Genomic DNA, 25134 nt, shown 5'->3' on the forward strand with positions numbered 1-25134 from the left:
GATGCGCGCGGTGCCAAGACGCACCGAAGGAAGCGGTAATAAAGGTACCGCGACTGAGGAGCAACGCAGGTAACGCGCCATCGCGGTGTGTTCAGGCGTGTTCAGAAGAGGCGAAGGGAATCATCTTCCCTACCCTTCATCTCGTCATAATCGAGGATGAGGCATTCGAAACCGCGGTCCTGGGCGAGGACGCGGGCCTGAGGGGTGATGGTCTGGGCGGCGAAGATGCCGTGGACGGGGGCGAGGAGGGGGTCGCGGTTGAGGAGCTCGCAGTAGCGGGTGAGCTGCTCGACGCCGTCGATGCCGCCGTGGCGTTTGATCTCGATGGCGACGTGCTCGCCGTCGGCGTTGAGGGCCATGATGTCGACGGGGCCGATTGCGGTGGGGTATTCGCGGCGGATGAGCTTGGAACCGGGGCCGATGCGGTCGATCTGTTCGGAGAGATAACGCTGGAGGTGGTCTTCGACGCCGTCCTTGATGAGGCCGGGATCGATGCCGAGGTCATAGGTGGTGTCGGAGTAGACGTGGTACAGGGAGACTTCCAAGACGTCGCTGGTCTTGTCGGCGCAGACGCGAAGGATATGCTCGGGGGCAGGCCCGTCCGCGTCCTCAACAGAGTCCGGGGTGACGTCCTTCAAAGTGCAGGGCGCAGCCATCCAGTTGAGCGGCTTGTATGAGCCGAGTTCGGAGAAGATCAGCAGACTGTTGTCGGCCTTTATGAGCAGAACGCGCTTCGCGGGAGGAAGCGACGCACTGAGGCGACCGGAATATTCAGCAGAGCAATCAGCAACAATAACGCGCACGTCACACCAGTGTACAGTACGCGCGGAGGGGAGGGAGCGCCTCTCGGACCAGTAACAGGCATGAAACGTACGGCCGCGCCGACAGCGCGAGCGTATCGAACGCCAAAATACGGGTTGAAATCGCCGCTTTGAGCAATTCCCCGTGTGAAATCGCCGTTTCAGGATCCAAAAACGGCGATTTCACACGGGGAATTGCGGATTTCGGCTATTTCAACCCGTATTTTGGCGGGAGTGGTGGAGTGCGCCGGGCATTGACGGGGGATAACACCGAGTAGATAACACAAAAAGGGCGCCGCCTGCGGGATGCAGACGACGCCCAGTGCGAGCGCAACGGCACAGCCGCTGCCGTGCCGAAGAGCTCGCTATTCGATACCGGGTCCTTCAGTGCGGACCACGTCACGGCCGCGTTCGACGGCAACCGTGAGCTTGTTGAAATCGAAGGAGATGAATCCGTCACTGACCTCGAACGCATGGCGCTCGCCTGCGGGATCCACGACCGAAACCGTGCCTCCCTTGATCACCGTGAGCACCGGCTCGTGGTCGGCCAGAATACCCATCTCGCCTTCGGAGGCGGGGATGGTGACGGACTTCGCCGTGCCGTGCCACACCGGGTGATCGGCGGCGACGATGTTGACCTGCATCAGGGCCTTTGACGATTCAGCCATCACTCACCAAGTTCCTTCTGCAGATCGTGCCACTTCTTTTCGAGGTCGTCGATGCCGCCGATGCCGGAGAACGCCTGCTCCGGGACGTCGTCGTAAACGCCGTCGCAGATGCGGGTGAAGGCCTCGATGGTCTCGTCGGCCGGCACGTAGGAGCCCGGACGACCGGTGAATTTCTCGGCCACGTAGAAGTTCTGGCCGAGGAACTGCTCGATGCGGCGGGCGCGGTTGACGGTGGTCTTGTCCTCTTCCGAAAGCTCGTCGATACCAATCAGGGCGATGATGTCCTGCAGCTCCTTGTTACGCTGCAGAATGGCCTTGACGCGGTTGGCGCAGTCGTAGTGGGCCTGGCCGACGTAACGCGGATCAAGGATTCGCGAGGTGGAGCTCAGCGGGTCGACGGCCGGGTAGATGCCCTTGGATGCGATGTCACGAGAAAGCTCGGTGGTCGCGTCCAGGTGGGCGAAAGTCGTCGCCGGGGCCGGGTCGGTGTAATCGTCGGCGGGCACGTAGATGGCCTGCAGCGAGGTGATGGAGTGGCCTCGGGTCGAGGTGATGCGCTCCTGGAGGGAGCCCATCTCGTCGGCCAGGTTCGGCTGGTAACCCACGGCGGAGGGCATGCGGCCCAGCAGCGTGGAGACCTCGGAGCCGGCCTGCGTGAAGCGGAAGATGTTGTCGATGAACAACAGCACGTCCTGGTTCTGCACGTCGCGGAAGTACTCGGCCATGGTCAGTGCGGTCAGCGGGACGCGCAGACGGGTGCCCGGCTGCTCATCCATCTGGCCGAAGACCAGTGCGGTCTTCTCCAGAACGCCGGCCTCGCCCATCTCGCCGATGAGGTCGTTGCCCTCACGGGTACGCTCGCCGACGCCGGCGAACACGGACACGCCGCCGTGGTTCTGGGCGACGCGCTGGATCATCTCCTGGATCAGCACGGTCTTGCCGACGCCTGCACCACCGAACAGACCGATCTTGCCGCCCTGCACGTACGGGGTCAGCAGATCGATGACCTTGATGCCGGTTTCGAACATCTGGGTCTTGGACTCCAGCTGGTCGAATGCCGGCGGCTTGCGGTGGATGGGCCAGCGTTCGGTGACCTTGATGGTCTCGTCGGCCTTCTTGTTCAGCACGTGACCGGTCACGTCGAACACGTGGCCCAGGGTCACGTCGCCGACGGGCACGGAAATCGAGCTGCCTGTGTCGTGCACCGAAGCGCCGCGGACGAGGCCGTCGGTGGGCTTCAGGGCCACGGCGCGCACGGTGGAGTCGCCAAGGTGCTGCTCGACCTCAAGCGTGATCGTGTGCGCGGTCTCGCCTTCCTCGCGAGCGCCGGTGTTGGTCAGCTCGACGGTCAGGGCGTTGTAGATATCGGGCAGGTGGCCCACCGGGAATTCGACGTCGATAACCGAACCCTGGATACGCGTCACACGTCCATTGATCGGCTCTGCAGCCGTCTCGGGAGCCGCTGTGGTCTGATTGTCAGCCATATGCGTTCCTACTCTTCCTTTGTGTTCAGCGCGTCGGCGCTGCCGATGATTTCGGTAAGTTCCTGGGTGATGGACGCCTGACGGGAGGCGTTCATCTTACGGGTCAGCGAGTCGATCAGGTTACGCGCGTTCTCCGTCGCCGTGTGCATGGCGTTCTGCCTGCTCGCGGTCTCGGACGCGGCCGCCTCCAGCAGGCATTCGTGAATACGCGACTGGATGTACTTCGGCAGGATGGCATCCATCACCTTGTCCAGGCTGGGCTCGAAACGGTACAACGGGCGCACCTTGGAGCTGGCGGCGTTGTCGCCCTCGCTCTCGCGCGACATGCCCGGGCCGGATTCGACCTTGGCCTCGACCACTTCGACGGGAAGCATACGCAGCACGCGCACCTTCTGCACCACCATGTTGATGAACTCGGTGTAGACGATGTAGAGCTCGGAGACCCCGCCCTGGCTGGCCGGCTTCATGTAGGCGGTCATCAGTGCGTTGGAGATGGCCTCGGCGATTTCAACGCCCGGCTTGTCGGTATCCCCCTCCCACGTGTCGGCGATTGCGCGGTTGCGGTACTTGTAGTACGTCACGCCGCGCCGGCCATACACGTAGAGTTCCGGCTGCTTGCCGGCGTCGTCGAGTCGCGTGAGCAGTTCCTCGGTCTCACGGATGATCGACGAGGTGTATGCGCCGGCCATGCCACGATCCGCCGTCAAGGCGAGGACGGCAACCTTGGGGTTGTCCTCCTCCTTCTTGACAATCGGATGCGTGATACGGGTGTGGGCTACCACAGCCTGAACGGCATCGAAAATCGCATCGGCGTACGGCTTCGCGTTCAGGGCCACGTCACGGGCCTTGGCGATATGCGAAGACGCGATCATCTCCTGGGCGTTGAAAATCTTCTCCAGCGATCCCGTAGAGGCGATCCTGCCCTTCAATGCGAGTTGCGATCCCATGGGCTACTTCTTTTCTCCAGCCATCGGGTGCTTGGTCGGATCGTGCGCGGGCTTGTCGGCCTTGGCGATGATCTTCTCCTGCTCCACGGGCACGGGCTTGCGCGTCGAGGACTTCTTCACGACCAGCGGCTTGCCGGCCTTGGTCACGTACGTCTCGCGGAACGCTTCGACGGCCTCGTCCAAGGCGGCTTCGGTGTCAGGCGTGAAGTTCTCGGTCTCACGGATGGTCTTGAGGATGTCGGTGCTGTGCTCCAGGTAATCGAGCAGTGCGTGCTCGAACGGCAGCACGTCGCCCAGCGGCAGATCATCCATCTTGCCATGGGTGCCGGCCCACACGGAGACAACTTCCTGTTCCATCGAATACGGCGAGAACTGCGGCTGCTTGAGCAGCTCGGTCAGGTGCGAGCCACGGTTCAGCTGGTTCTTGGACGCGGCGTCCAGATCAGACGCGAACATCGCGAAGGATTCCAGCGAACGGTACTGCGCCAGCGAGATCTTCAGCGTGCCGGAGACCTTCTTCAGGGCCTTGGTCTGTGCGGCGCCACCGACTCGGGAGACCGAGATGCCGACGTCCACGGCGGGACGCTGGTTGGCGTTGAACAGATCGGACTGCAGGAAGATCTGGCCGTCGGTGATGGAGATCACGTTGGTCGGGATGTACGCGGACACGTCGTTCGCCTTGGTCTCGACGATCGGCAGGCCGGTCATGGAACCGCCGCCCAGATCGTCGGAGACCTTCGCGCAGCGTTCGAGCAGACGCGAATGCAGGTAGAAGACGTCGCCAGGGTACGCTTCACGCCCCGGCGGGCGGCGCAGCAGCAGCGAGATCGAACGGTAGGCTTCGGCCTGCTTCGACAGGTCGTCGAAGACGATGAGCACGTGCTTGCCGTGGTACATCCAGTGCTGGCCGATGGCCGAGCCGGTGTACGGCGCGATGTACTTGAAGCCTGCGGAATCGGAAGCCGGGGAGGCCACGATGGTGGTGTACTCCATGGCACCGGCCTCTTCGAGGCTCTGGCGCACGGATGCGATGGTCGAACCCTTCTGACCGATGGCCACGTAGATGCAGCGCACCTGCTTCTTCGGGTCGCCCGTCTCCCAGTTCTTCTTCTGGTTGATGATGGTGTCGATCGCGATTGCGGTCTTGCCGGTCTGGCGGTCTCCGATGATGAGCTGACGCTGGCCGCGGCCGATCGGCGTCATCGCGTCGATGGCCTTCAGGCCGGTGGACAGCGGTTCGTCGACGGGATGACGGTGCATAACGTCAGGAGCCTGGGCTTCGAGGATTCGACGCCCTTCAATGCCCTTGATTTCACCCAGACCATCGATCGGGTTGCCCAGCGGGTCCACGGTGCGGCCGAGATAGCCGTCGCCGACGGGCACGGAGAGCACTTCGCCGGTGCGTCGGACCTCCTGGCCTTCCTCGATGCCTGCGAAATCGCCGAGGATAACCACGCCGATCTCACGGGCGTCAAGATTGAACGCCAGGCCGAGCGTGCCGTCCTCGAAGGTCAGCAGCTCGTTGGCCATGCAACCAGGCAGTCCCGTCACGTGCGCAATGCCGTCGCCGGCCGTCGCGACATAGCCCACTTCCTGGGTGGGGGTGTCACTCGGCTTGTACGACTCGACGAAATCATCGAGCGCCTTGCGTATCGTGGCGGGATCAATGGTAAGTTCTGCCATGATCACTCCTTATTGTTGGAAAATTTCATGTCGGGCTCCGTCGCCGCGTGTGGCGCGGCCCGGAACCGTATCGTCAGGCTTTCGCCTTTACCGTGCGGTGCAGCTGCTGGAGCTGGGCGACCACGGTGTTGTCCGTGACCTCGTCGCCGACCTGGATGCGCATGCCGCCGAGGACCGTGGGGTCGACGACCGAGTTGATGTGCACCGGATGGTCGAGCTTCGCGGAATATACGTCGGTCAGTCGCTTGATCTGGTCGATGTTCAGCGGCGACGCGGTGGTCACGGTAATCATCGACTCGCCCATGTGGCGCGAGAACTTGTTGATCAGCCACTGGATGGTCTCCAGATAGCGCCGGTTGCGCGGGTTGCACACGGCGTGTTCCGCCAGCCGGAGCGTGACCTCGTTGAACTCGGTCTTGCCCAGCACGGCGTTCAGCAGATCGATGCGCGCCTTGGCGGGTACGCTGTCGTCATTGAGCTTCGAACGCAGAACCGGCAGGTTGAGCAGCGCGGAATGCAGCTCGGCCAGTTCCACGGACACGCGCAGGGTGACGCCCGCGGCATCCGCGTAGTACATCATGGCGTCAACGCCGAAGTCTTCGACGGCGTTGGCGATGTGCGCGGCACGGCTCCATTTGCGACCGACCAGATCGCTCATGATCTCCAGGGTCATGGGATGGGCCTGGGCACCGATGAGCTCCTTGAGCACGCCGATCTTGTCGTCGACCGGACGTGACGGATCGGTGAGAGCGCGTTCGAGCTGCACGGTGTGGTCAAGCACGTTGGTGATCGTGAACAGTTCGTTGCCGATACGCCATGCGTCCTTGCCGGTCGAGCGCAGCTTGGGCGCCAACTCGTCACGCGAAACGCGATCCGAGATGCGGGATGCCTCTCCTCGCATTGGTCACCTCCCTTTCCGGAACGCCGGAATCACTTCTTGTCGTTCGTGTCCAGGTCGTCGATCATCTTGTCGATCATCGAGGACTGCACGTCGTCGCTTTCAAGCTTGGCACCGAGAATCTTGCCGGCCAGGGCCGTGGCAAGAGTACCGACTTCGCCCTTGAGGGAGACCAGCGCCTGCTGCTGCTGCGACTCGATAGAGCGCTGCGCGTTGGCGGTGATCTGGGCGGCGTCGGACTCCGCGCGGGAGCGTGCGTCGGCGATGATGTGGGAAGCTTCGGCACGGGCGTCGTCACGAATCTTGGAGGCTTCGACGCGAGCGGTGCTCAGCTGGGCCTCGTACTTGCTCTTGGCGGCGTCGGCATCCTTCTTGGACTGCTCTGCCTTGGCGATGTTGCCTTCGATCTTCGCCGCACGCTCATCGAAGATGGCGTTGAATTTCGGCATGAAGAACTTGTGGAAGAACAGCGCGACGATGACAAGGATGATCAGGGACCACACGATGTCGTAGACCTGCGGAATGAACAGCTTGAGGCCGTCACTTGCGGCTATTGTCATCATGAAGCCCTCCTTTCAATGTCGAATAAACGTGTGAATCGTCGCCTGTCGTCTCACTTAACGATCAGGGCGGCCACGAAGCCGAGCAGACCCAGCACCTCGACCAGTGCGAGGCCGATGAACATGATCATCTGGATCTTGCCGCTCACCTCGGGCTGACGGGCGGTGGACTCCATCGCCTTGCCGAACAGGATGCCCAGGCCGAGGCCGGGGCCGAGGGTCGCGAGGCCGTAGCCGATGACGGAAAGGCTGCCGGTGACCTGAGCGAGAGTAATGATGTCCATTTCTGTTTCCTTTCTAACGTAACCGTTAAAAAAACTTGGTTAATTTCTTCAGTTGTCTCGGGAATTGCAAAGTATTCGTATTGTCCGTGGTGAGTCTCACGCGGGTGCGGCTCATTCCTCCGGGTAGCTCATGCTGATGTACACCGTCGAGAGGATGGCGAACACGTAGGCCTGCAGGAAGGCGACGAACGCCTCGAACAGGGTGAGCACCAAACCGAAGACGAACCACAGCGCGCCGACGGGGATGCCGGCAAGCTTATTGGTCGCGTCGATGACCCAGTACTGTGCAAACGCCAGGCAGGATGCCACGAGCAAGTGCCCGGAGATCATGTTGGCGAACAGACGGATGGTCAGCGATGCGGGGCGGATCAGCACCAGCTCGCACAGCTGGATCGGCGCCAGCAGGATGTACACCGGCCACGGCACCCCCTTGGGGAAGCACTCGTCGCGGATGTAGCCCCACAGGCCCTTCTCGCGTGCTGCGGTGATCCAGTACTGGATGAGCACCCAGACCGCGAACACCAGCGGCATGACCACTGTGGCGGTGGCCGCCATGTTCATGCCGGGGATGATGCCGCACAGGTTGAACACGAAGATCGTGAAGAACAACGTCGAAATCATCGGCACGTAACGCTTGCCGCGCAGCTCGCCCATGACCTGATATACGACGCTGTCGCGCACGAAGTCGATGCCCATCTCGACCACGCCTTGCCAGCGGCCGGGGATGAGCTTGGCGCGCTTCGCCGTGATACCGAGCACCACGAGAAGCACCACGGTCGCCACGATGCGGATCAATATGATGCGATTGATCGCGAAGGGGGTCCCCTGGAACAGGATCTCGGGAGGAAGAAAATCATTGACCGTTGGCAGTTCGGGACCGCTGTCGGCCGCCAATAGTGCGCCCGTACCGACCGCATCTACCATATCGCGCCTCCTGCTCTCATTATCAGCTGTCAGTTTAGCCCAACGGTTGAGGCGAATGTGACGTTTGGATATCGTCCGTCCAGCCGTTATCGAAGCTGCCCGGGCATAAGACCGACCAACCGGAGCTCCTGCCCAGACATTCCGCTCCGAATGACTAAGTGATTATCCTATGACCACCTTGGACAACACGCAACACGCCTTACTTTTCAAGGGCTGTACGGCGTTTCTTCGCCAAATTCGTGAGCGTTAACATATTGGTCATTGTCTCATTATTTGGACTGTTTTTTAAACACCGCTCATAAGGCATGGACAAAAGAGGCGGTATTCCACCTATTGAGCACGGCGATGGCCCTCTTTTGTACGCTATGTGGACACCAAACCGTGCTAATGCAACAAATCTCGAATCTCCGCCCAATTACAGCGGGATTCCGAGGTCATCTGCACCCTCCAGATCCGAAAGACCATCAACGGGAGCCGACCGGGATGGTCCCAGACCCCCGTCAAACGACCGCAGCGCAGGCGAGAACCATCATTCGCCACGTATCACGCCGTAGTCGTCATGGACGAACGGTGAGAAATCGTCCTTGCGCGGGCCGGCGGGCGCGTGGCGGAAACGATCGATGCCAAGCCGGCGCTCCGCCCGCAATCCGGGCACTTCGGTGAGATCGTACGGCGTGGTCTGATACACCCAGTTCAGCCAATTGCGCCACAGCAGATTCGCGTGCGATCGCCATGCGAACAACGGCTCAAGGTGCGGATCGTCATGCGGGAAGTAGTTGTGCGGGAACGGGACGTTGCTCATCCCCTTCGCCATGTCGCGCTCGTACTCCTCCTGGAGCGTCGTCTTGCCGTACTCCCAATGGCCGAGAGCGAACACTTCGGAGAAATCGCGAGTGGCGATCAGGCCAGGCCCGGACTGCGGACCCCAAGTGAGCACTTGCAAGTCGGGATTCGCCGCCACGTCGGCCTCGTTCACACCCGCCAGACGGGAGTGCGGCTGCAGTGCAATCTCGTCGAAACCATTGGTCAGGAAGCAGTACTCGTCCTGCAGGTACTGCGGGAACACCCCGAATATCTTCTCCGGCAGGTCAACCTTGCGCACGCCATACCGGTAGTTGAGCGCCCCCATCGCGCCCCAGCACAGGTACATGGTGGAGAACACATGGGTGCTCGCCCAGTCGAGAATCGACTTGAACTCGTCCCAGTAATCGACCTGGTCGAACGGCAGGTGCTCGACCGGGGCTCCGGTGACGACGAAACCGTCATAGTAGTTGTCGCGGAAGGCATCCAGCGTCTCATAGAACTTGACCAGATGATCGTGACTGACATGGGTCGGTTCATGGGTGGATGTCTTCATGAAGTCGATTTCGACCTGCAGCGGCGATTTGGAGATCAGGCGCAGCAGCTGCGTCTCGGTTTCGACCTTCTTGGGCATCAGATTCAGGATCACCAATTTGAGCGGTCGCACACGCTGGCGCTCCACCTCGGGCTTCTCCAGGGCGAAGATGCGTTCCGAGTCGAGGATGGCACGCGCGGGCAGGCCGCTTGGGATCTTGATAGGCATGTTCTTATTATGGCAATGGCCGGGATATTGATACGCCGTCAGGTTATCGCCATGAGTTATGACCGGTTATCAATCCCGGCATTTCACTCAGCGCAAAAATCCGACACGCCGATTTGACAATCTCGCATTCTCCCCTATCTTAGATAGAGCTGTTTGAAAACAGCCGGCGCGGGGTGGAGCAGCTCGGTAGCTCGCTGGGCTCATAACCCAGAGGTCCATGGTTCAAATCCATGCCCCGCTACCAGTGCCTCCGGTTTCACATCAAGGAAATCGGAGGCTTTTTCTATATCATCCATGTTCCATCGGGTGCGCCCACTGAACTTCTGGGATAGAGTCGGTGCGGCAATTCCCATAGCCTGCGCCAGATCCTTCTGAGAGGTCTGTCGAATGGCGATAAGAACCTTCATGTTGTATGTAACGCGATCCTGAAGGCTCAGCTCTTGCTTCTGCGCCTTTAACGCCGGCGAGACCATCACTGCAGTCATGTGAACTAGATTAGCAATGCATAGACTTACTTTCAAGTCTTGGATTAGGAATTTACAAACCATGATATTGTTACACATATCTTTTATCCATACATAAAACTGATTTGTATATAACTAATATGGAGTCGAGAATCAAAACCCTGATCGTAGTACGCGGAAGGCCGCGATCTTGTCGACCGGCTCGACGCCTCCAGTGACGCTGACCGCCCCGAATCCCGGAAACGACGATGTGCGCCACATCGTGCTCAGGATGATCGACGGCAGGCATTGGACGGCGATTACAACCAAACGCGGCAAGCGCATCCGCATCATATCCGTGCGCCGATCGCGCAAGAACAAGGAGGCATGCCATGAAAGCAAAAAATGATGCCAAGGCGATCACCAGCGACCAGCTTGAGGAGATGTTCGACAACGGCGACGACATCCTCAGCTATGTCGATCTCGGCAATCCCGTAGTCGAACATCATCCCCCGCTGGAGAAGCGAATCACGCTGACGATGCCCGCATGGACGGTCAGCGAACTGGACGAGGAAGCCGCCGAGCTGGCAATCAGCCGCAACGCCGTCGTCAATACATGGGTCGCCGACCGGTTGCGCACCATGCGACGTCGCGAAAACGCCCACGCCTGACCCATATACCATTGAGGCCCATGGTTCAAATCCATGCCAAATAGAAGGCTAGGAATTACAAGATTCCTAGCCTTCCTGTTCTATTGCGCCTTTCTCAAGTGCCTCAAACCATCCCCCGGTCTCGCTAGACAACCTTCGCCAGCGGCAGCGTCAGCGACGGGATCGGCGGCGGAAGGCCAGGGCACCGATGGCGGCCGCGGCGGCTCCGGATCCGACGACGATGATGGCGACGACCCCCGCACCGGTATGAGACAGCACCGGCTTCTCGGGCTCTGGATCCGCCTTCGGCTCAGCGGGTGGATCATCAGGCGCTTCGACGGTTACGGTCTCCCCTTCGACGCCGAGCTCATGCGAAACCAGCACATCACCGTCACGCGAGCGAAGCGACGCTCTCCAATACACCAGTCCCGCCTTCGGCGAGCGCACCTGCGGACTGACGATCGTCTGCTCGAACAGCGTATGGTCCACTTCGGCGCGGGCCTCGTCAAGCAGCACGCCGTTCATGCCGGGCACCGCCCCTTCCTCCACCGCCTCGTACGCCGTGAACGTCACATAGGCCCCTTCGGGCACATCGCCCACAATCCGCGCCGTATCGCGGAACGGCTCATCGACCCGCACAATGTCCGGCTCCACCTGCGTGGTCAGCGCCGGCTTGCGCGGCCGTGCCACATCCCATATGCGCACGCGCTCCCACGCGTCATCGTATGCGCTGGACGCCGGCATCACCCGGTCATCGCCGTCGAAGCTCCAAACGAACACGTACCATCCATGCGATTCGGCCACGATGTGCACCGGATCGCCATGAGCGTCCGGCACCCCGGCGCCCACTCGGATACGCCCGTTGACCGCCGGATAATCCCACACGCCAATCAACCGGTGATTGCTGTCCTCGGCCGGCGGCGTCTCCCCCTGAGGCCGGTACGCCTCGTCGCCGGCGGAATCATTCGGATCGCCCGCCCACCACACGCTCACCTGCGCCATCGCCCGGTCAGCGCCGATGCCAAGCTTGACATTGCCGTCAAAGGATCCGTGATCATCGGGGAATCCGTCGACCGTAATGGTGTCGCTCAGTTCGGAACCAACCACGCCGGTATGCTCCGTGACCGTAGATTCCACACTCACCCGAGCACGGTTCGAATTCGTCTCCGTGTATTCCAGGAACCCGCTGACCACATCCTTACCTATATATTGTCGCGCAGTATCGCTCAACTTCTCGACTTCGAACGCCCACACCCATGTGCCGAATCCTCCACCTCGCGGCGCCTCATACGCCGCGTCGCCGCCCGGCTCGGCCGTTGCTCTCACATCCACGCGCTGCCCGGGAGCAGTGAACGACGCCTCGCCATAAGCGGACGGCCGGAATCCCATTGTGCCCAGCCTCGCGATGAACTCCTTCGCCGTCTCGTCGGCACCAGGCATGACCGGCTCGGACAGATCGCCCACGACGAGCCCGTCGAAATACCATCCGGACGCCCGCAACTCCAATCCGGACGCCCAGGAATCGCCGTCATCCACCCCGGATGTGACGGTATCCACGACCGGCTGCCCGGCGTCGACCACCTTGGCCGCGACGGCGGTGCCCAGTGTGGGCACGAACTCCTTGCGGACCGAGAAATTCACCGCCTTGCCGCTCACCTGCGAAGAGCCGCCGTAACGCACCAGATCCTGGCCTCCCGCGACTGCGAACACGTCCACCTGCTTGCGGTCATATGCCACACTCGCCTTCACTTCACCCTCGCCGGTCGCCTTCCACGAGTACACGATCGGCTCCGCCCCGGATATCCCGGTCACCGTCGCGCTCCCGTTCGCGAACACCGCCGGACCGTTCAGCGTCGCGGCGTATCTGATCCCGGCGATCGTCTTCCCCTGCGCATTGGTCACCGACACCGTGACACGCCCGGTCCGCGTGCCTTCGGCGTATGTACGCGTCACCGTCGCATTCGCCGGGGCGTTGGATCCCGCCTCCTCCCACATCTGCTCTACCTTGCGCCGCAGCGTCGGATTGTCGCGCATGACGGACACGCGCCGGGATTTCCACGTGTCCGGCTTCAGGTCCAGCAGATCATGGGCCAGCACCGCGATTGCCGCATGCTCCGCGGCCGTCCCGTCGCGATAATGGTCCATCAGCCAGCCGAGCCGGCGCGCGGTGTCGTCGTCGCGCAGCTTGACGCTCTCCCCCAGCTGGTATTCGACGCGTTCGTCAGCCTCGATGCAGTAATAGTTGTTCGTCGAATCCTTCGCCATGACGCCGATGACCTGCTCGCCGCCATGCTCATAGCGCAGAAACGTGCCGGCATCCGCCCTGCTCAACGTCACCGCCGCGGCCGGCATGGCGGCAAACACCAGCGAGGCCACCAATGCGAGAGCCATGACGGCCGCGACCCCCAGCGCGGACTGACATCGCCTGAATACAACCATGTTCATGATATTCCCTTCCTGAAATCCCGCCGCGTCCACGATGGGCGGTTGATGACACCATGCCATGCCGGACGCCGTCGGCCACCGGATTTCAGGCAATGTGGTCGAAGGCTATCCCCCTTCGGCGTGTTGTGGATAACTCCCCACGGCAGTTATCCACATTTGGCGGTTCTCGGCATATAAGACAGAGGGTTATCCACAATCGCCCATTGGCCATCAGCCGTATACAATGGGCGGTATGGCAGAAGAAAAGAAAGGCGCGTCAGCGCTTAGCAGTAGTTCATCTCGATCAGCCACATCGCATTCGGACGACAAGACCGAAGCGAAATCCGCAACCCGTCGCACTTCGTCGGGCAAGCAGTCCACATCACGTACCACCTCGCCGCGCAAGCGCACGACGGCCAAGACGCCTCGCGCCTCCAGAACGACGAAAGCCGCCACTGCGGCCGCCGTCGCCAACGGTGAGGTCCCCGCGCAGTCCATTCCCGTCGCAGACCCGTCACAGTTCGGACGCATCGCCGTCATGGACGTGACGCCGAACGAGGAATCCGGCCGTTTCCCCGCCCGTGTCGAGCTGGGCGAACCGTTCAAGGTCACCGCGCAGGTCTTCATCGAAGGCCGCACCAAAGTCGGTGCCACCGCCATCGTGCGCAACCACCGCGGCAAGGAGATGCAGCGTCTGCCGATGACCTGCACCAACCCCGGCCTCGACCGCTGGGAGGTCATGCTCACCTGCGGCGAGCACAGCGACGTCAAGCCGTGGCAGCCCGAATTCGCCGCCATCAAGCGCCAGCTGGGCGAATGGAGCGTCACCGTCGAAGGATGGGAGGACACCTACAAGTCCTGGCTGCATGACGCGGCCATCAAAGTCAAGGTCAACGACGACGTCGAGAACGCCCTTGAATCCGGCGCGCAATTGCTGGAACGCTGGGCGAAGACCGCCGACGCCAAGCTGAGCGCCGCGCAGCGAAAGATGCTCGTCGCCGCTGCCGCCACCATGAAGGACACATCGCTTACACCCGAGGACCGTCTCGCCGCGGCGACCAGCGAACCGGTCGCCCAGCTGCATCTGACCAACCCGCTGCGCGACGGCGTCTCGCCCAGCCAGCCCCAGCGTTTCCTCGTGCAGCGTCCGGAATCCAGCTTCGCCGCATGGTACCAGTTCTTCCCGCGTTCCGAGGGCGCCTACGTCGACCCGGAGACCGGCAAGATCGTCCAGGGCACGCTCAAGACGTCGGTGTCCGGCCTGGAACGCGCCAAGGCCGAAGGCTTCGACATCGTGTACCTGCCGCCGATCTTCCCGATCGGCAAGACGAACCGCAAGGGACGCAACAACGCGCTGGAGGCCGGCCCCGACGATCCGGGCTCGCCGTTCGGCATCGGTTCCGAGCTGGGCGGGCATGACACCGTCGACCCGCTGCTCGGCAACATGGACGATTTCAAGGCGCTCGTCGCCAAGGCCCACGAGCTGGGTCTGGAAATCGCGCTCGACTTCGCGCTGCAGTGCTCGCCCGACCACCCGTGGGTCAAGCAGCACCCGGATTGGTTCCACCACAAGCCGGACGGCTCCATCGCCTTCGCGGAGAACCCGCCGAAGAAGTATCAGGACATCTACCCGATCGACTTCAACGCCGACATGCCCGGCATCGAGAAGGAAGTCGAGCGTGTTCTCGAACTGTGGATCAACGCCGGCGTGACGATCTTCCGCATCGACAACCCCCACACCAAGCCGGTGCGCTTCTGGCAGGACGTCATCGCGGCGGTCACCAAGAAGCACCCGGAGATCCTGTTCCTGGCCGAGGCGTTCACCCGCCCGGGCATGATGCGCGCGCTGAGCTACGTTGGATTCACGCAGTCGCACTGCTACTTCCCGTGGCGCAACACCAAGGAGGAGCTGGGCAAGTACCTGGAGACCACGAACGGCGACGACGGCTACTACCAGCACAACACGTTCTGGCCCACCACGCCGGACATCCTCACCGCCTACGTGCGCGACAACGGCATCGCCGGCCACGCTGTGCGCGCGGTGCTCGCCGCGATGGGCAGCCCGAGCTGGGGCATCTACAACGGCTTCGAGCTGATCGAGAACAAGCAGCGCCCCGGTTTCGAGGAGCAGATCGACAACGAGAAGTACGAGGTCAAGGTGCGCGACTGGTCGGCCGCCGACAAGTACGGCATCGCCGAGCTGCTGACCAACCTGAACCGCGTCCGCCGCGAGCATCCGAAGGTGTTCAGCTACCACAACCTGACGGTGCTGGAATCCTCCGACCCGAACATCCTCGCATTCGCCCGCCACACACCGGCCGAACTGACCGGCACCGACAAGCCGGAGACGCTGATCGTGGTGGTGAACCTGGACGGTCACGAGGCGCATCAGGCCATGGTGCATCTGGAGCTGCCCGACTATGGCATCGATCCGAAGTGGGGTGCGCACATACACGACGAGCTGACCGGCCGCGACTTCGCGTGGAGCTGGGACAACTTCGTCTCGTTGGCACCGTGGGCCGATGTGGCGCACATCTTCACCGTGGTGCATGAGGACTGAGAACGCATGAGGGACGCGCGGCCGGCAGGCTGACCGTTTCGGTGATGGGGCCCGTCGTTTCGGCGACGGGCCCCATCTGCGTTTTTGGGCGAAATCGTGGCGCTTCCGGCGTACGACGGGGTATTGTGGAGTGTGATTATGTCAATCGACTCTAAGGAGCAATATCATGGCAGAAACGTTCAACGTTCTCGTTGAAATCCCGCGTGGTTCCAAGAACAAGTACGAAGTCGACCAGGAGACCGGCCGCATCACCCTGGACCGTGAGCTGTTCACCGCCATGGGCTACCCGGACGACTACGGCTACATCGAAGGCACGCTCGGCGAGGACGGCGATCCGCTGGACGCGCTGGTGATGGTCAAGAACTCCGTGTTCCCGGGCTGCGTCATCGAGTGCCGCGCCGTCGGCCTGTACCACATGGAAGACGAAGAGGGCGGCGACGACAAGGTGCTGTGCGTGCCCGCCGACGTGCGCTACGACGACATCAAGGACGTCAACGACGTCAACGAGTACCACCTCAAGGAGATCAAGCACTTCTTCGAGCAGTACAAGGCCCTGGAACCCAACAAGGAAGTCCTCCCCGGCGACTACTGGACCGGCGCGGACGTTGCCGAGAAGGAAATCAAGGAGGCGCGCGAGCGTCTCGCGAACGCGTCGAAGTGATTTGCTTCAGGACAGCCCGGTAAGCTGTCCGGCGGCAACGTGCGAGGACGCGACAGCGACCGAGCCAACCATGAGCCGGCCGAAGGCCGTCCTCAATTGCAGGACCGTTGCCGAGAAGGAAATCAAGGAGGCGCGCGAGCGTCTCGCGAACGCGTCGAAGTGATTTGCTTCAGGACAGCCCGGTAAGCTGTCCGGCGGCAACGTGCGAGGACGCGACAGCGACCGAGCCAACCATGAGCCGGCCGAAGGCCGTCCTCAATTGCAGGACCGTTGCCGAGAAGGAAATCAAGGAGGCGCGCGAGCGTCTCGCGAACGCGTCGAAGTGATTTGCTTCGCTTCCGCCTCCGCTGGCGGGGGCTGTCAGCCATCGGCTGACTGGGGGCTTAAGTGCCACGACCACCCCCAGTCGCTCCGTGACAGCCCCCGCCAGCGGGGGCATTATATTATCTTATCGACCACAGCTTTCTGGCTCGCCTACAAACAGATTCCGCTGTTTGCTTCACGGCTCGTCCCGCCAGCGGGGCGATGTTGTGTTACAGTAGTGCCTTGTAGTTTTCACGACTTGCGAACAGCATTCGCTTGGATTCAAAGCCGGCTTGCTGGCCCGGCAGTTCTCAAAGTCCGTGCCCCCTAGGCGTAGGCGGTTTATCCGTCGAGGCCCATCCCCCGGGGAAGCCGGCGGGATGAACCTTTATGTTCCAGCTATGATTGAGATACTGCTTATTTCCGTATCCGTCGCCATGGACGCTTTCGCCGTCTCGATCGGAAAGGGGTTGACCGTCACGCGCGTGCGGCCGGTCGACGTCATCAAGACCGCATTGTGGTTCGGCGGCTTCCAGGCATTGTTCCCGCTTCTGGGCTTTTTCGCGGCCAACACGTTCAGCAAATACGTCACCGCGGTTGATCATTGGATCATTTTCGCGCTGCTCGCGTTCATCGGCGGCAACATGATCCGCGAGGCGTTCGGCGAGGAAGAGGAGAACAGCCGGGAGACGGCCCAGTTCGACTGGCGCCATATGCTGCCGCTCGCGGTGGCGTGTAGCATCGATGCGTTCGCCGTCGGCGTGAGCTTCGCATTCATGCAGGTCAACATCTGGTTTTCGGTGATCGTCATCGGCGTGGTGACCGGCGCGTTCTCCGCTGCCGGCCTGTATATCGGCCGCGTGTTTGGCGCACGCTGGCAGAAGCCGGCGCAGATCGCCGGCGGTGCCGTGCTCGTGCTCATCGGTCTTAAGGTGCTGCTTGAGCACCTTGGCTTCATAGCATGGTAACGCAACGAGACTGAAAATATGCGGCTGTCAGCGTCCGTGTTCGGGACTTTCCGTGTTTGGATATTGCCGGGACGATGAGGCCATCGTCTTGCCGGTGCGGATTTCGTCGTAGCGCCCAAGGGGACATGTCTTCCCCGCGTGTGCGTCATTGCGCGCAGCCGAGGTCCTCGACCCAGGCTCCTCCATGCGAGCCGGTCGCCGGAGGGCGGTCCGTGGCGACCGTCTCGATCAGGCCGCTCATGATGGCGACCTTTCGCCGACGAACTCCACCGACCGAAAGAAAGAAGCGCGTTGGCTGAATGACGGGTACGGACTCCCTATTGCCCTGCTTGGTTCTTGACGAAAACAAAGCCCAACAGGCGCACACCCTCTTCATACCCACATGCGGGAAAGCCCCGGCAACGATGCCGAATCCCGACTCCCCGCATCGCATACTGGCGAAGACCAATATTCCCCGCCGAAGAAAACCGTCAAATATCAGAAGATCAGCTGCATGACGAATGACGCGGCGAACACGAGCAGACCGCTGAGCATCACCGGCAGCAGCCCGATACCCAGCCACGGCGCCGGAGCGGCCGGATCCGGATCCGCCTCGCGGCTCCACGACACCGAGCATACGGCGAACAGCACCGCCACTACCACGAACGCCGCGGCCACGATGATGAATCTCGTCAGCAGCCCGTTATCCGGCGACGCGGAGCCCATGTCGATGAGATCGGGCACAAAACACCATCCCGCGGCGCTGACGGAGACCACGGCCCCCGTCATGCAGTGCGACAGCGCGCGAATCAGGTGGCTGCGCTCCGCGCGCACCATCTGCCGGCCGAACGCGATGATCGTCGCCGCGATCAGCAGTATCGCGAAGCACGCCGCCCAACGCACCAGCTGATACATCACCAGACGTCCATCATCCGCAAGACGCCCGCCCTCGTACGCGGGGTAAAACAGCTGGCTGGCCAACGACGTCCGCGCGCACAGAATCGACAGCACGCCCGCAACCGCGCCGATCAGGCGGTCGGCAATGCCGGCACGGAACGGCCACCCAACCTGGAATAGCACGAGCAGCACCACGGCGAGCGCGATCGCAACCCCTTGCGCCACACCGCCCTGGTTCCCGAACGTGAACTCCAGCACGCCCGTCACGCCGAATAGCACCACGTATGCCACCGCCTGAACCGCAAGTACGCGGCCAATCGAGCTTCCGGTACGCTGTTCGCCGTCGCCCATCGTCATCACACTCCACAAATCGCAATCCGCGGCAGCCTCGCGACCGCCATTCCACTAACTCTAGCCTAGCGTCGGCTGTCCACATTATGCGCCTACAATATGACCACTAACCATATGGGTACTACGGTTATCCATATTCAGGAAAGGGGAAGCGGTTGACTGATTTGACGCTGATGACATTCGCGAACGACCCTGCCACCGTGCTTCCCTCACTTGCACTGCTGTCCCACCGCGTGCGCGTGCTGCCGATGGACGCCGCAAGCCTGGTGAAGATGCCGGAGAACACCGTGCTCTTCCTCGACGCCCGGGATGACCTCGCCACGGCGAAGACGCTGTGCCGGCTGATTCACGCTTCCGGCCTGGCCACGCCGATCGTGCTGATCCTCACCGAGGGCGGGTTCACCGTCGTCAACTCGCAGTGGGGCATCGCCGATGTGGTGGTGGCCTCCGCTTCACCCGCCGAGGTGGAGGGGCGCCTGCGACTGGTGTCGGAACGCGGCAATGCGCCGATCACGGGCGCCAGCACCACGGACGATTCGGAGCGCACCGAGGATGGCCAGATCCGTTCCGGCGATCTCGTGGTGGATACCAACGGCTACACGGCATCGCTGCACGGCAGGCCCATCGATCTGGCGTACAAGGAATTCGAACTGCTGAAGTATCTGGTGCAGCATCCCGGCCGTGTGTTCACGCGCGCGCAGCTCCTGCAGGAGGTGTGGGGATACGACTATTACGGCGGCACCCGTACCGTCGACGTGCACATCCGTCGCCTGCGCGCCAAGCTGGGCGGCGAATACGAACATCTGATCGGTACCGTGCGCAACGTCGGCTACCGTTTCGACCCGCCCGAGGGCGAGGGAGACAAGTCACTCGCGGCTCCGGCGGCTTCCGACGACACTGACGCCGACGCCCAGTAAGACCGGCACATCATGCCACGCGAATCCAAACGGGCACGCATCCAGCGGATGCACGAGGAGTACGCATTGCTCGTCGAGGCGTTCCCGCACCCGAAATGCGCCTTGGATTTCACTTCTCCCCTGCAATTGCTGATAGCCACCGTGCTCAGCGCCCAGACGACCGACAAGCGGGTGAACACCGTCACGCCCGAGCTGTTCTCGCGTTTCCCCGATGCCGCATCCCTGGCCGCAGCGAATCCGCAGGACGTCGAAGACATCATCCACCCGCTCGGCTTCTACCGTTCCAAGACCAAGCATCTGCTGGGATTGGCCGTAGTGCTGCGTGACCGTTTCGGTGGCGAGGTCCCCGATACGATGGACTCGCTGGTGACGTTGCCTGGCGTCGGCCGCAAGACGGCCAACGTGGTGCTGGGCAACGCGTTCGGCGTGCCCGGATTCCCCGTCGATACGCATGTGATCCGCGTGACGGGACGGCTGCGCTGGCGCGGCGACTGGAACTCGTCCAGTCCCGATCCGGTGCATATCGAGCGGGAGATCTGCTCGTATTTCGAGCCGTCGCAGTGGACCGACCTGTCGCACCGGCTGATTCTGCATGGACGCGCCACCTGTCACGCGCGCAAACCCGATTGCGAGGTGTGCCCACTTCATGACACCTGCCCGAGCTCACTGATATAGACCAAGCGGACGGACCCGGCCGGTATCCCACGCATCAGGGATCCCCCGTCGACCCGTTTACCCCGGGCATTACACTCGGAGCCATGCAGCACAGCGCACGGCATACCTCCATCAGCAGTTCGGCGAAGTCCGCCATCATCTTTGTCATCGTCGCGGGGGTGCTCGGCTGCGCCGTCTGGCTGGGCTGGTCCCTGCTGCACCGCAAATACACGCTGCCCACCTTCAGCGGCCTGCAATCAAGCGTCAAAGTGAGCGTCGGCATCACCGGCGCCCCGGAATCATTGGATATCCGGACAACCGACGACGATTCGCTCGACCGCGTCCTTCTCGGCAACGTCTATGAGACGCTGCTGAAGCGCGATGACAACAACAAGATCCAGCCGTCGCTCGCCTCCTCGTGGAAGGTGTCCGAAGACGGCACCACCTACCGCTTCAACCTGCGCAGCGGCGCGACGTTCGCCGACGGCACCACGATCACCTCGTCCGACGCCGTATGGTCCCTGCAGCAGATCATCACCAAGAAGTATGTCGGCAGCGACGAACTGTCCGCGCTGTCCAACGTGGAGTCGGACGGCAACAGCACGCTGGTGCTGCGTCTTCGCGAACCCGACCCGCGGCTGCTCGCCAAGCTCACCACGCGCATCGGCATCGTCTACAACCAGCGTGAGAACATCGACTACGCAAAGCAGGCCAGCGGGTCCGGACCGTTCACCGTCTCCCAATGGCAATCCGGCAAGCAGCTGACGCTGAGCCGCAACGACCACTATTGGGGTAGCAAGTCCAAGGCCAAGACCGTCACCGTCAACTTCGCGGCCGACACCACGGAGCTGGCCAAGGCTCTGAACAACGGCCAGATCGACGCGGCCGTCGCGCTGGATCAGTCCGCCGCCGACGCGGTGAAAGATGATGGCATCGTCAAGAAGCAGGGCGTCAGCAACCGCAAGGTCGTGCTCGCCTTCAGCAACAACACGCAGTCCATCCTTTCCGACAAGCGGTTCCGGCAGGCAGTGCGCTACCTCATCGACAAGAACGCGATGACCGAGGCGCTGGGCGGCGGCACGGTCATGACCGGGCCGCTGTCACCGCTCGACGACGGATATCAGAAGACGGATGAGACGTTCGGCCACGACATCGGCAAGGGCAACGACCTGATCAAATACTTCCGTTTCCGCGTCTCCAGACGACCGCTGACCTTCGTCTATCCGAAGGAATACGGCTCCCAGATCGGCGAACAGGTCAAGCAGACGATGTACGCCGAACCCGCGTATTCGGACGTGTCCGTGTCGATGGTCGACGATGCCACATGGAGCAAGACCGTGACGCAGGACCGCCAATACGACTTCACGATCTACGAGACCGACGGCGAGGACGATCTGGACCTCCTGATGGACAGCAACTCGTACATCGGCTTCGTCAGCACCGACTCGCAGAACGCGTGGAGCAAGGCGCTGAAATCCTTCAGCAGCGACGACTACGCGAAGAACTTCCAGTCGTTCATCGGCACGCTCGACGACGATTCGCCGGTGGACTGGATCTGCACGCGCAAGCCAATCAGCGCGTACCGCAGCAACATCACCGGAGTGCCCGTCAACATGACCTACACGCAGCTGCCGCTCGCCGATATGACCACCACGGACTGATTCGGGGGTCCATGCGCCCGGACCCGCCCGCCGGCGGACGCAGCCGCGCGGCTGTTGTCACGATTGCTTTCTAGACTGTCGCTTATGACCGAAGAGCAGGATAACAGCATCATCAAGGCACACCTCACCCCGTTGCCCGACAAGGTCGGCGTCGACGGGCTCGAAGACAAGTGGCGCGGTGAATGGGACGAGGACGGAGTCTACAAGTTCCAGGGAACCCGCGACCGCAAGGCCGTCTATTCCATCGACACCCCGCCGCCCACCGTATCCGGCCATCTGCATGTCGGCCACGTGTTCAGCTACACGCACACCGACGTGATCGCGCGATTCAAGCGCATGCAAGGCTATGACGTGTTCTACCCGATGGGCTGGGACGACAATGGCCTGCCCACCGAGCGCCGCGTGCAGAACTACTACGGCGTGCGCGTGGACACGTCGCTCAAGTACGATCCTGATTTCAAGCCGCCGTTCGAGGGCACCGACGGCAAGAAGATCGACGCCAAGGATCAGGTGCCGGTCTCGCGCAAGAACTTCATCGAGCTGTGCGAGAAGCTCACCGCCCAGGACGAGAAGCAGTTCGAGGCGCTATGGCGTTCCCTCGGCCTGTCGATCGACTGGTCGCAGACCTACCACACCATCGGCGAGCACCCGCAGCGCGTGGCGCAGAAGGCGTTCCTGCGCAACCTCGCGCGCGGCGAGGCGTATCAGCAGGACGCGCCCGGCCTGTGGGACGTGACGTTCCAGACCGCCGTGGCCCAGGCCGAGCTGGAAAGCCGCGAATACCCCGGCTTCTACCACAAGGTCGCCTTCCGTTTCGAGGACGGCACGCCGATCTACATCGAGACCACCCGTCCCGAGCTGCTCGCGGCCTGCACCTCGCTGATCGCGAACCCGAACGACGAGCGTTACAAGCAGTATTTCGGCCAGTCCGTGTACTCCCCGCTGTTCAAGGTCAAGGTGCCGATTCTCGCGCACCCGGCCGCCGAGATGGACAAGGGCGCCGGCATCGCGATGTGCTGCACCTTCGGTGACGTGACCGATGTCGAGTGGTGGCGCGACCTGAAGCTGCCGACCCGCCCGATCATCCAGCGCAACGGCCGCATCGTCATGGACACCCCGGATTGGATCACCGACCCGGCCGGCCGTGAGATGTTCGCCGCGACCGCCGGCAAGACCACGTTCTCCGCCCGCAAGATCATCGTCGACGCGCTGCGCGAGGCCGGCGACCTGGACGGCGAGCCGACCCCGACCAAGCGTATGACGAACTTCTACGAGAAGGGCGACAAGCCGCTGGAGATCGTCACCTCCCGTCAGTGGTACCTGAAGAACGGTGGCACCGACGCCAAACTGAACGCCGAGCTGATCGAGCGCGGCAAGGAGCTCAACTTCCACCCCGATTTCATGCGCGTGCGCTACGAGAACTGGGTGCATGGCCTCAACGGCGACTGGCTGATCTCCCGCCAGCGCTTCTTCGGCGTGCCGTTCCCGCTGTGGTACCCGGTCAAGGCTTCCGGCGAGCCGGATTACGATCATCCGATCACTCCGAGCGAGGACCGTCTGCCGATCGACCCGACCAATGACGTGCCGGAAGGCTACGACGAGTCCCAGCGCGATGTGCCCGGCGGCTTCACCGCCGAGCCGGACATCATGGACACGTGGGCGACGTCCTCGCTCACCCCGCAGATCGTGACCCGCTGGGAGGAGCCGGACGAGGCTTCCAAGGCGCTGTTCAAGGCCACGTTCCCGATGGATCTGCGTCCGCAGGGTCAGGACATCATCCGCACCTGGCTGTTCTCGACCGTGGACCGCGCCCATCTGGAGAACAAGTGCCTGCCGTGGGCGCACGCCACGCTGTCGGGCTGGATCCTGGACCCCGACCACAAGAAGATGTCGAAGTCCAAGGGCAACGTCGTCGTGCCGAACAAGCCGATCGAGCAGTTCGGCGCCGACGCGGTGCGCTACTGGGCCGCCGCGGCCCGTCTCGGCCTCGACGCCACGTATGACGAAGGCCAGATGAAGATCGGCCGCCGTCTTGCGATCAAGCTGCTCAACGCCTCGAAGTTCGCGCTGGCCATCGGTCGCGAGGACGAGAACCATCATGTGGGCGAGACGGCCGACGCCGTCTGGAACCCGGCCGATGTGACCGAGCCGCTCGACCGCGCCGTGATGGCGAAGCTGGCGCTGGTGATCCGCCAGGCCACCGACGCGCTGAACGCCTACGAGCATTCCAAGGCGCTGGAAGTCATCGAGAGCTTCTTCTGGCAGTTCTGCGACGACTACATCGAACTGGTCAAGAACCGCGCGTACGGCACTGCCGACGCGCACGGCAAGGTGCCGAGCGACGCGGCCGTGAAGTCCGCGCGCACGACGCTGGGCCTAGGCCTGGACGCCTTCGCGCGCCTGCTGGCCCCGTACCTGCCGTTCGCCACCGAAGAGGTGTGGAGCTGGATGCACACCGGCGAGGGGTCCGTGCACCGCGCCGCCTGGCCGAAGGCCGACATCTATGCCGCAGCAGCCACCGGTGCCTCCCCGGAGACGCTGGCTTGGGCCGGCAAGGCCGTCGAGCAGCTGCGCAAGATCAAGTCCGAGGCCAAGGTCTCGATGAAGACCCCGATCCTGTCGGTGACGCTGGCCGCCGTCAAGGACGGCATCGACGCCATCAAGTCCGCTCTGGACGACGTGGCGCAGGCCGGCCGCGTGATCGGCAAGTTCGATCTCGCCGAAAAGCACGCCGAGGAGGCCGCGGCCGAAGGCGAGGGCGACGATACCGTCGTCATCGATGCCAGCGAGCTCGGTGAGCCGCCGGCGAAGAAGGCCAAGAAGTAACCTGCTTCTCACTAACGGAAACGGCCCC

The 25134-nt window shown here is 62.5% G+C and carries 22 protein-coding genes and 1 tRNA gene; 10 read left to right on the forward strand and 13 right to left on the reverse strand.

Going from position 1 to position 25134, the window contains the following annotated elements; genetic code table 11:
- Positions 1 to 101 precede the first annotated feature (101 nt).
- From nucS to BBBF_RS08245, 10 genes are all read right to left on the reverse strand, one after another.
- Positions 102 to 803, reverse strand: a complete 702-nt coding sequence (gene nucS, locus BBBF_RS08200; protein ID WP_013363923.1) for an endonuclease NucS — start codon at positions 801 to 803, stop codon at positions 102 to 104.
- A 362-nt stretch (positions 804 to 1165) separates the two neighbouring features.
- On the reverse strand, positions 1166 to 1468 hold the full coding sequence (locus tag BBBF_RS08205; RefSeq protein ID WP_003817785.1) for a F0F1 ATP synthase subunit epsilon: 303 nt from the start codon (positions 1466 to 1468) through the stop codon (positions 1166 to 1168).
- Entirely contained in the window at positions 1468 to 2952 is a 1485-nt protein-coding gene (atpD, locus tag BBBF_RS08210; RefSeq protein ID WP_021648156.1) for a F0F1 ATP synthase subunit beta, read from the reverse strand. Before atpD ends, BBBF_RS08205 begins: the two co-directional genes overlap by 1 nt.
- An 8-nt stretch (positions 2953 to 2960) precedes the next feature.
- Positions 2961 to 3899, reverse strand: a complete 939-nt coding sequence (locus tag BBBF_RS08215; protein WP_003814331.1) for a F0F1 ATP synthase subunit gamma — start codon at positions 3897 to 3899, stop codon at positions 2961 to 2963.
- Positions 3900 to 3902: 3 nt separating this feature from the next.
- Positions 3903 to 5582, reverse strand: a complete 1680-nt coding sequence (gene atpA / locus BBBF_RS08220) for a F0F1 ATP synthase subunit alpha (RefSeq protein WP_003814328.1) — start codon at positions 5580 to 5582, stop codon at positions 3903 to 3905.
- A 73-nt stretch (positions 5583 to 5655) separates the two neighbouring features.
- Positions 5656 to 6483 (reverse strand): F0F1 ATP synthase subunit delta, encoded by an 828-nt coding sequence (locus tag BBBF_RS08225; RefSeq protein ID WP_021648157.1) that lies wholly within the window; start codon positions 6481 to 6483, stop codon positions 5656 to 5658.
- 29 nt (positions 6484 to 6512) lie between these two features.
- Positions 6513 to 7040 (reverse strand): F0F1 ATP synthase subunit B, encoded by a 528-nt coding sequence (locus tag BBBF_RS08230; protein ID WP_003819064.1) that lies wholly within the window; start codon positions 7038 to 7040, stop codon positions 6513 to 6515.
- A gap of 53 nt (positions 7041 to 7093) precedes the next feature.
- Positions 7094 to 7324, reverse strand: coding sequence for an ATP synthase F0 subunit C (gene atpE / locus BBBF_RS08235; protein ID WP_003814320.1), 231 nt, complete (start codon positions 7322 to 7324; stop codon positions 7094 to 7096).
- Between the two features lie 111 nt (positions 7325 to 7435).
- Entirely contained in the window at positions 7436 to 8248 is an 813-nt protein-coding gene (gene atpB, locus BBBF_RS08240; RefSeq protein WP_003814317.1) for a F0F1 ATP synthase subunit A, read from the reverse strand.
- A gap of 529 nt (positions 8249 to 8777) precedes the next feature.
- Positions 8778 to 9812 (reverse strand): homoserine O-succinyltransferase, encoded by a 1035-nt coding sequence (locus BBBF_RS08245; RefSeq protein ID WP_021648158.1) that lies wholly within the window; start codon positions 9810 to 9812, stop codon positions 8778 to 8780.
- Positions 9813 to 9979: 167 nt separating this feature from the next.
- Here BBBF_RS08245 and BBBF_RS08250 point away from each other — a divergent pair.
- Positions 9980 to 10056 (forward strand) — tRNA-Met (locus tag BBBF_RS08250).
- Here the strand turns inward: BBBF_RS08250 and BBBF_RS10645 are convergent.
- Positions 10013 to 10375: a helix-turn-helix domain-containing protein gene (locus BBBF_RS10645; protein WP_003814313.1), complete on the reverse strand. Its 363-nt coding sequence runs from the start codon at positions 10373 to 10375 to the stop codon at positions 10013 to 10015. The genes BBBF_RS08250 and BBBF_RS10645 overlap by 44 nt on opposite strands.
- Before the next feature lie 91 nt (positions 10376 to 10466).
- Here BBBF_RS10645 and BBBF_RS08255 point away from each other — a divergent pair, with 91 nt between their 5' ends.
- Together BBBF_RS08255 and brnA are read left to right on the forward strand one after the other, a co-directional pair.
- Positions 10467 to 10664 (forward strand): BrnT family toxin, encoded by a 198-nt coding sequence (locus tag BBBF_RS08255; RefSeq protein ID WP_021648159.1) that lies wholly within the window; start codon positions 10467 to 10469, stop codon positions 10662 to 10664.
- Between the two features lie 34 nt (positions 10665 to 10698).
- Positions 10699 to 10926, forward strand: coding sequence for a type II toxin-antitoxin system BrnA family antitoxin (gene brnA, locus BBBF_RS08260; RefSeq protein WP_033510194.1), 228 nt, complete (start codon positions 10699 to 10701; stop codon positions 10924 to 10926).
- A gap of 150 nt (positions 10927 to 11076) precedes the next feature.
- Here brnA and BBBF_RS08265 read toward each other — a convergent pair whose 3' ends face one another.
- Complete coding sequence (locus tag BBBF_RS08265) at positions 11077 to 13350, reverse strand: hypothetical protein (RefSeq protein ID WP_033510185.1); 2274 nt, start codon at positions 13348 to 13350, stop codon at positions 11077 to 11079.
- A 232-nt stretch (positions 13351 to 13582) separates the two neighbouring features.
- Here BBBF_RS08265 and BBBF_RS08270 point away from each other — a divergent pair, with 232 nt between their 5' ends.
- The 3 genes from BBBF_RS08270 to BBBF_RS08280 all read left to right on the forward strand — a co-directional run bounded on the left by BBBF_RS08270 (position 13583) and on the right by BBBF_RS08280 (position 17821).
- On the forward strand, positions 13583 to 15889 hold the full coding sequence (locus tag BBBF_RS08270) for an alpha-1,4-glucan--maltose-1-phosphate maltosyltransferase (protein WP_033510187.1): 2307 nt from the start codon (positions 13583 to 13585) through the stop codon (positions 15887 to 15889).
- A gap of 166 nt (positions 15890 to 16055) precedes the next feature.
- Entirely contained in the window at positions 16056 to 16550 is a 495-nt protein-coding gene (locus BBBF_RS08275) for an inorganic diphosphatase (RefSeq protein ID WP_003814306.1), read from the forward strand.
- A 704-nt stretch (positions 16551 to 17254) separates the two neighbouring features.
- Entirely contained in the window at positions 17255 to 17821 is a 567-nt protein-coding gene (locus BBBF_RS08280; RefSeq protein WP_003814304.1) for a manganese efflux pump MntP, read from the forward strand.
- Positions 17822 to 18298: 477 nt separating this feature from the next.
- Here the strand turns inward: BBBF_RS08280 and BBBF_RS08285 are convergent, their stop codons facing one another.
- Entirely contained in the window at positions 18299 to 19054 is a 756-nt protein-coding gene (locus BBBF_RS08285) for a hypothetical protein (RefSeq protein ID WP_003818411.1), read from the reverse strand.
- Between the two features lie 149 nt (positions 19055 to 19203).
- Between BBBF_RS08285 and BBBF_RS08290 the strand changes: the two genes are divergently transcribed.
- The 4 genes from BBBF_RS08290 (at position 19204) to valS (ending at position 25106) form a co-directional block, all read left to right on the forward strand.
- A complete protein-coding gene (locus tag BBBF_RS08290) occupies positions 19204 to 19965 on the forward strand; it encodes a winged helix-turn-helix transcriptional regulator (RefSeq protein WP_003818409.1) in 762 nt (253 codons plus the stop codon).
- Positions 19966 to 19977: 12 nt separating this feature from the next.
- Positions 19978 to 20640 (forward strand): endonuclease III, encoded by a 663-nt coding sequence (gene nth, locus BBBF_RS08295; RefSeq protein ID WP_033509785.1) that lies wholly within the window; start codon positions 19978 to 19980, stop codon positions 20638 to 20640.
- An 83-nt stretch (positions 20641 to 20723) separates the two neighbouring features.
- The gene (locus tag BBBF_RS08300) at positions 20724 to 22280 is read left to right on the forward strand and encodes an ABC transporter substrate-binding protein (protein WP_003818401.1); all 1557 of its coding nucleotides are present in this window, start codon (positions 20724 to 20726) and stop codon (positions 22278 to 22280) included.
- A gap of 84 nt (positions 22281 to 22364) precedes the next feature.
- Positions 22365 to 25106 (forward strand): valine--tRNA ligase, encoded by a 2742-nt coding sequence (gene valS / locus BBBF_RS08305; protein WP_013363932.1) that lies wholly within the window; start codon positions 22365 to 22367, stop codon positions 25104 to 25106.
- Positions 25107 to 25134 lie beyond the last annotated feature (28 nt).

The organism is Bifidobacterium bifidum ATCC 29521 = JCM 1255 = DSM 20456 (genome assembly GCF_001025135.1).
In the GTDB taxonomy this organism is placed as follows: Bacteria; Actinomycetota; Actinomycetes; order Actinomycetales; family Bifidobacteriaceae; genus Bifidobacterium; species Bifidobacterium bifidum.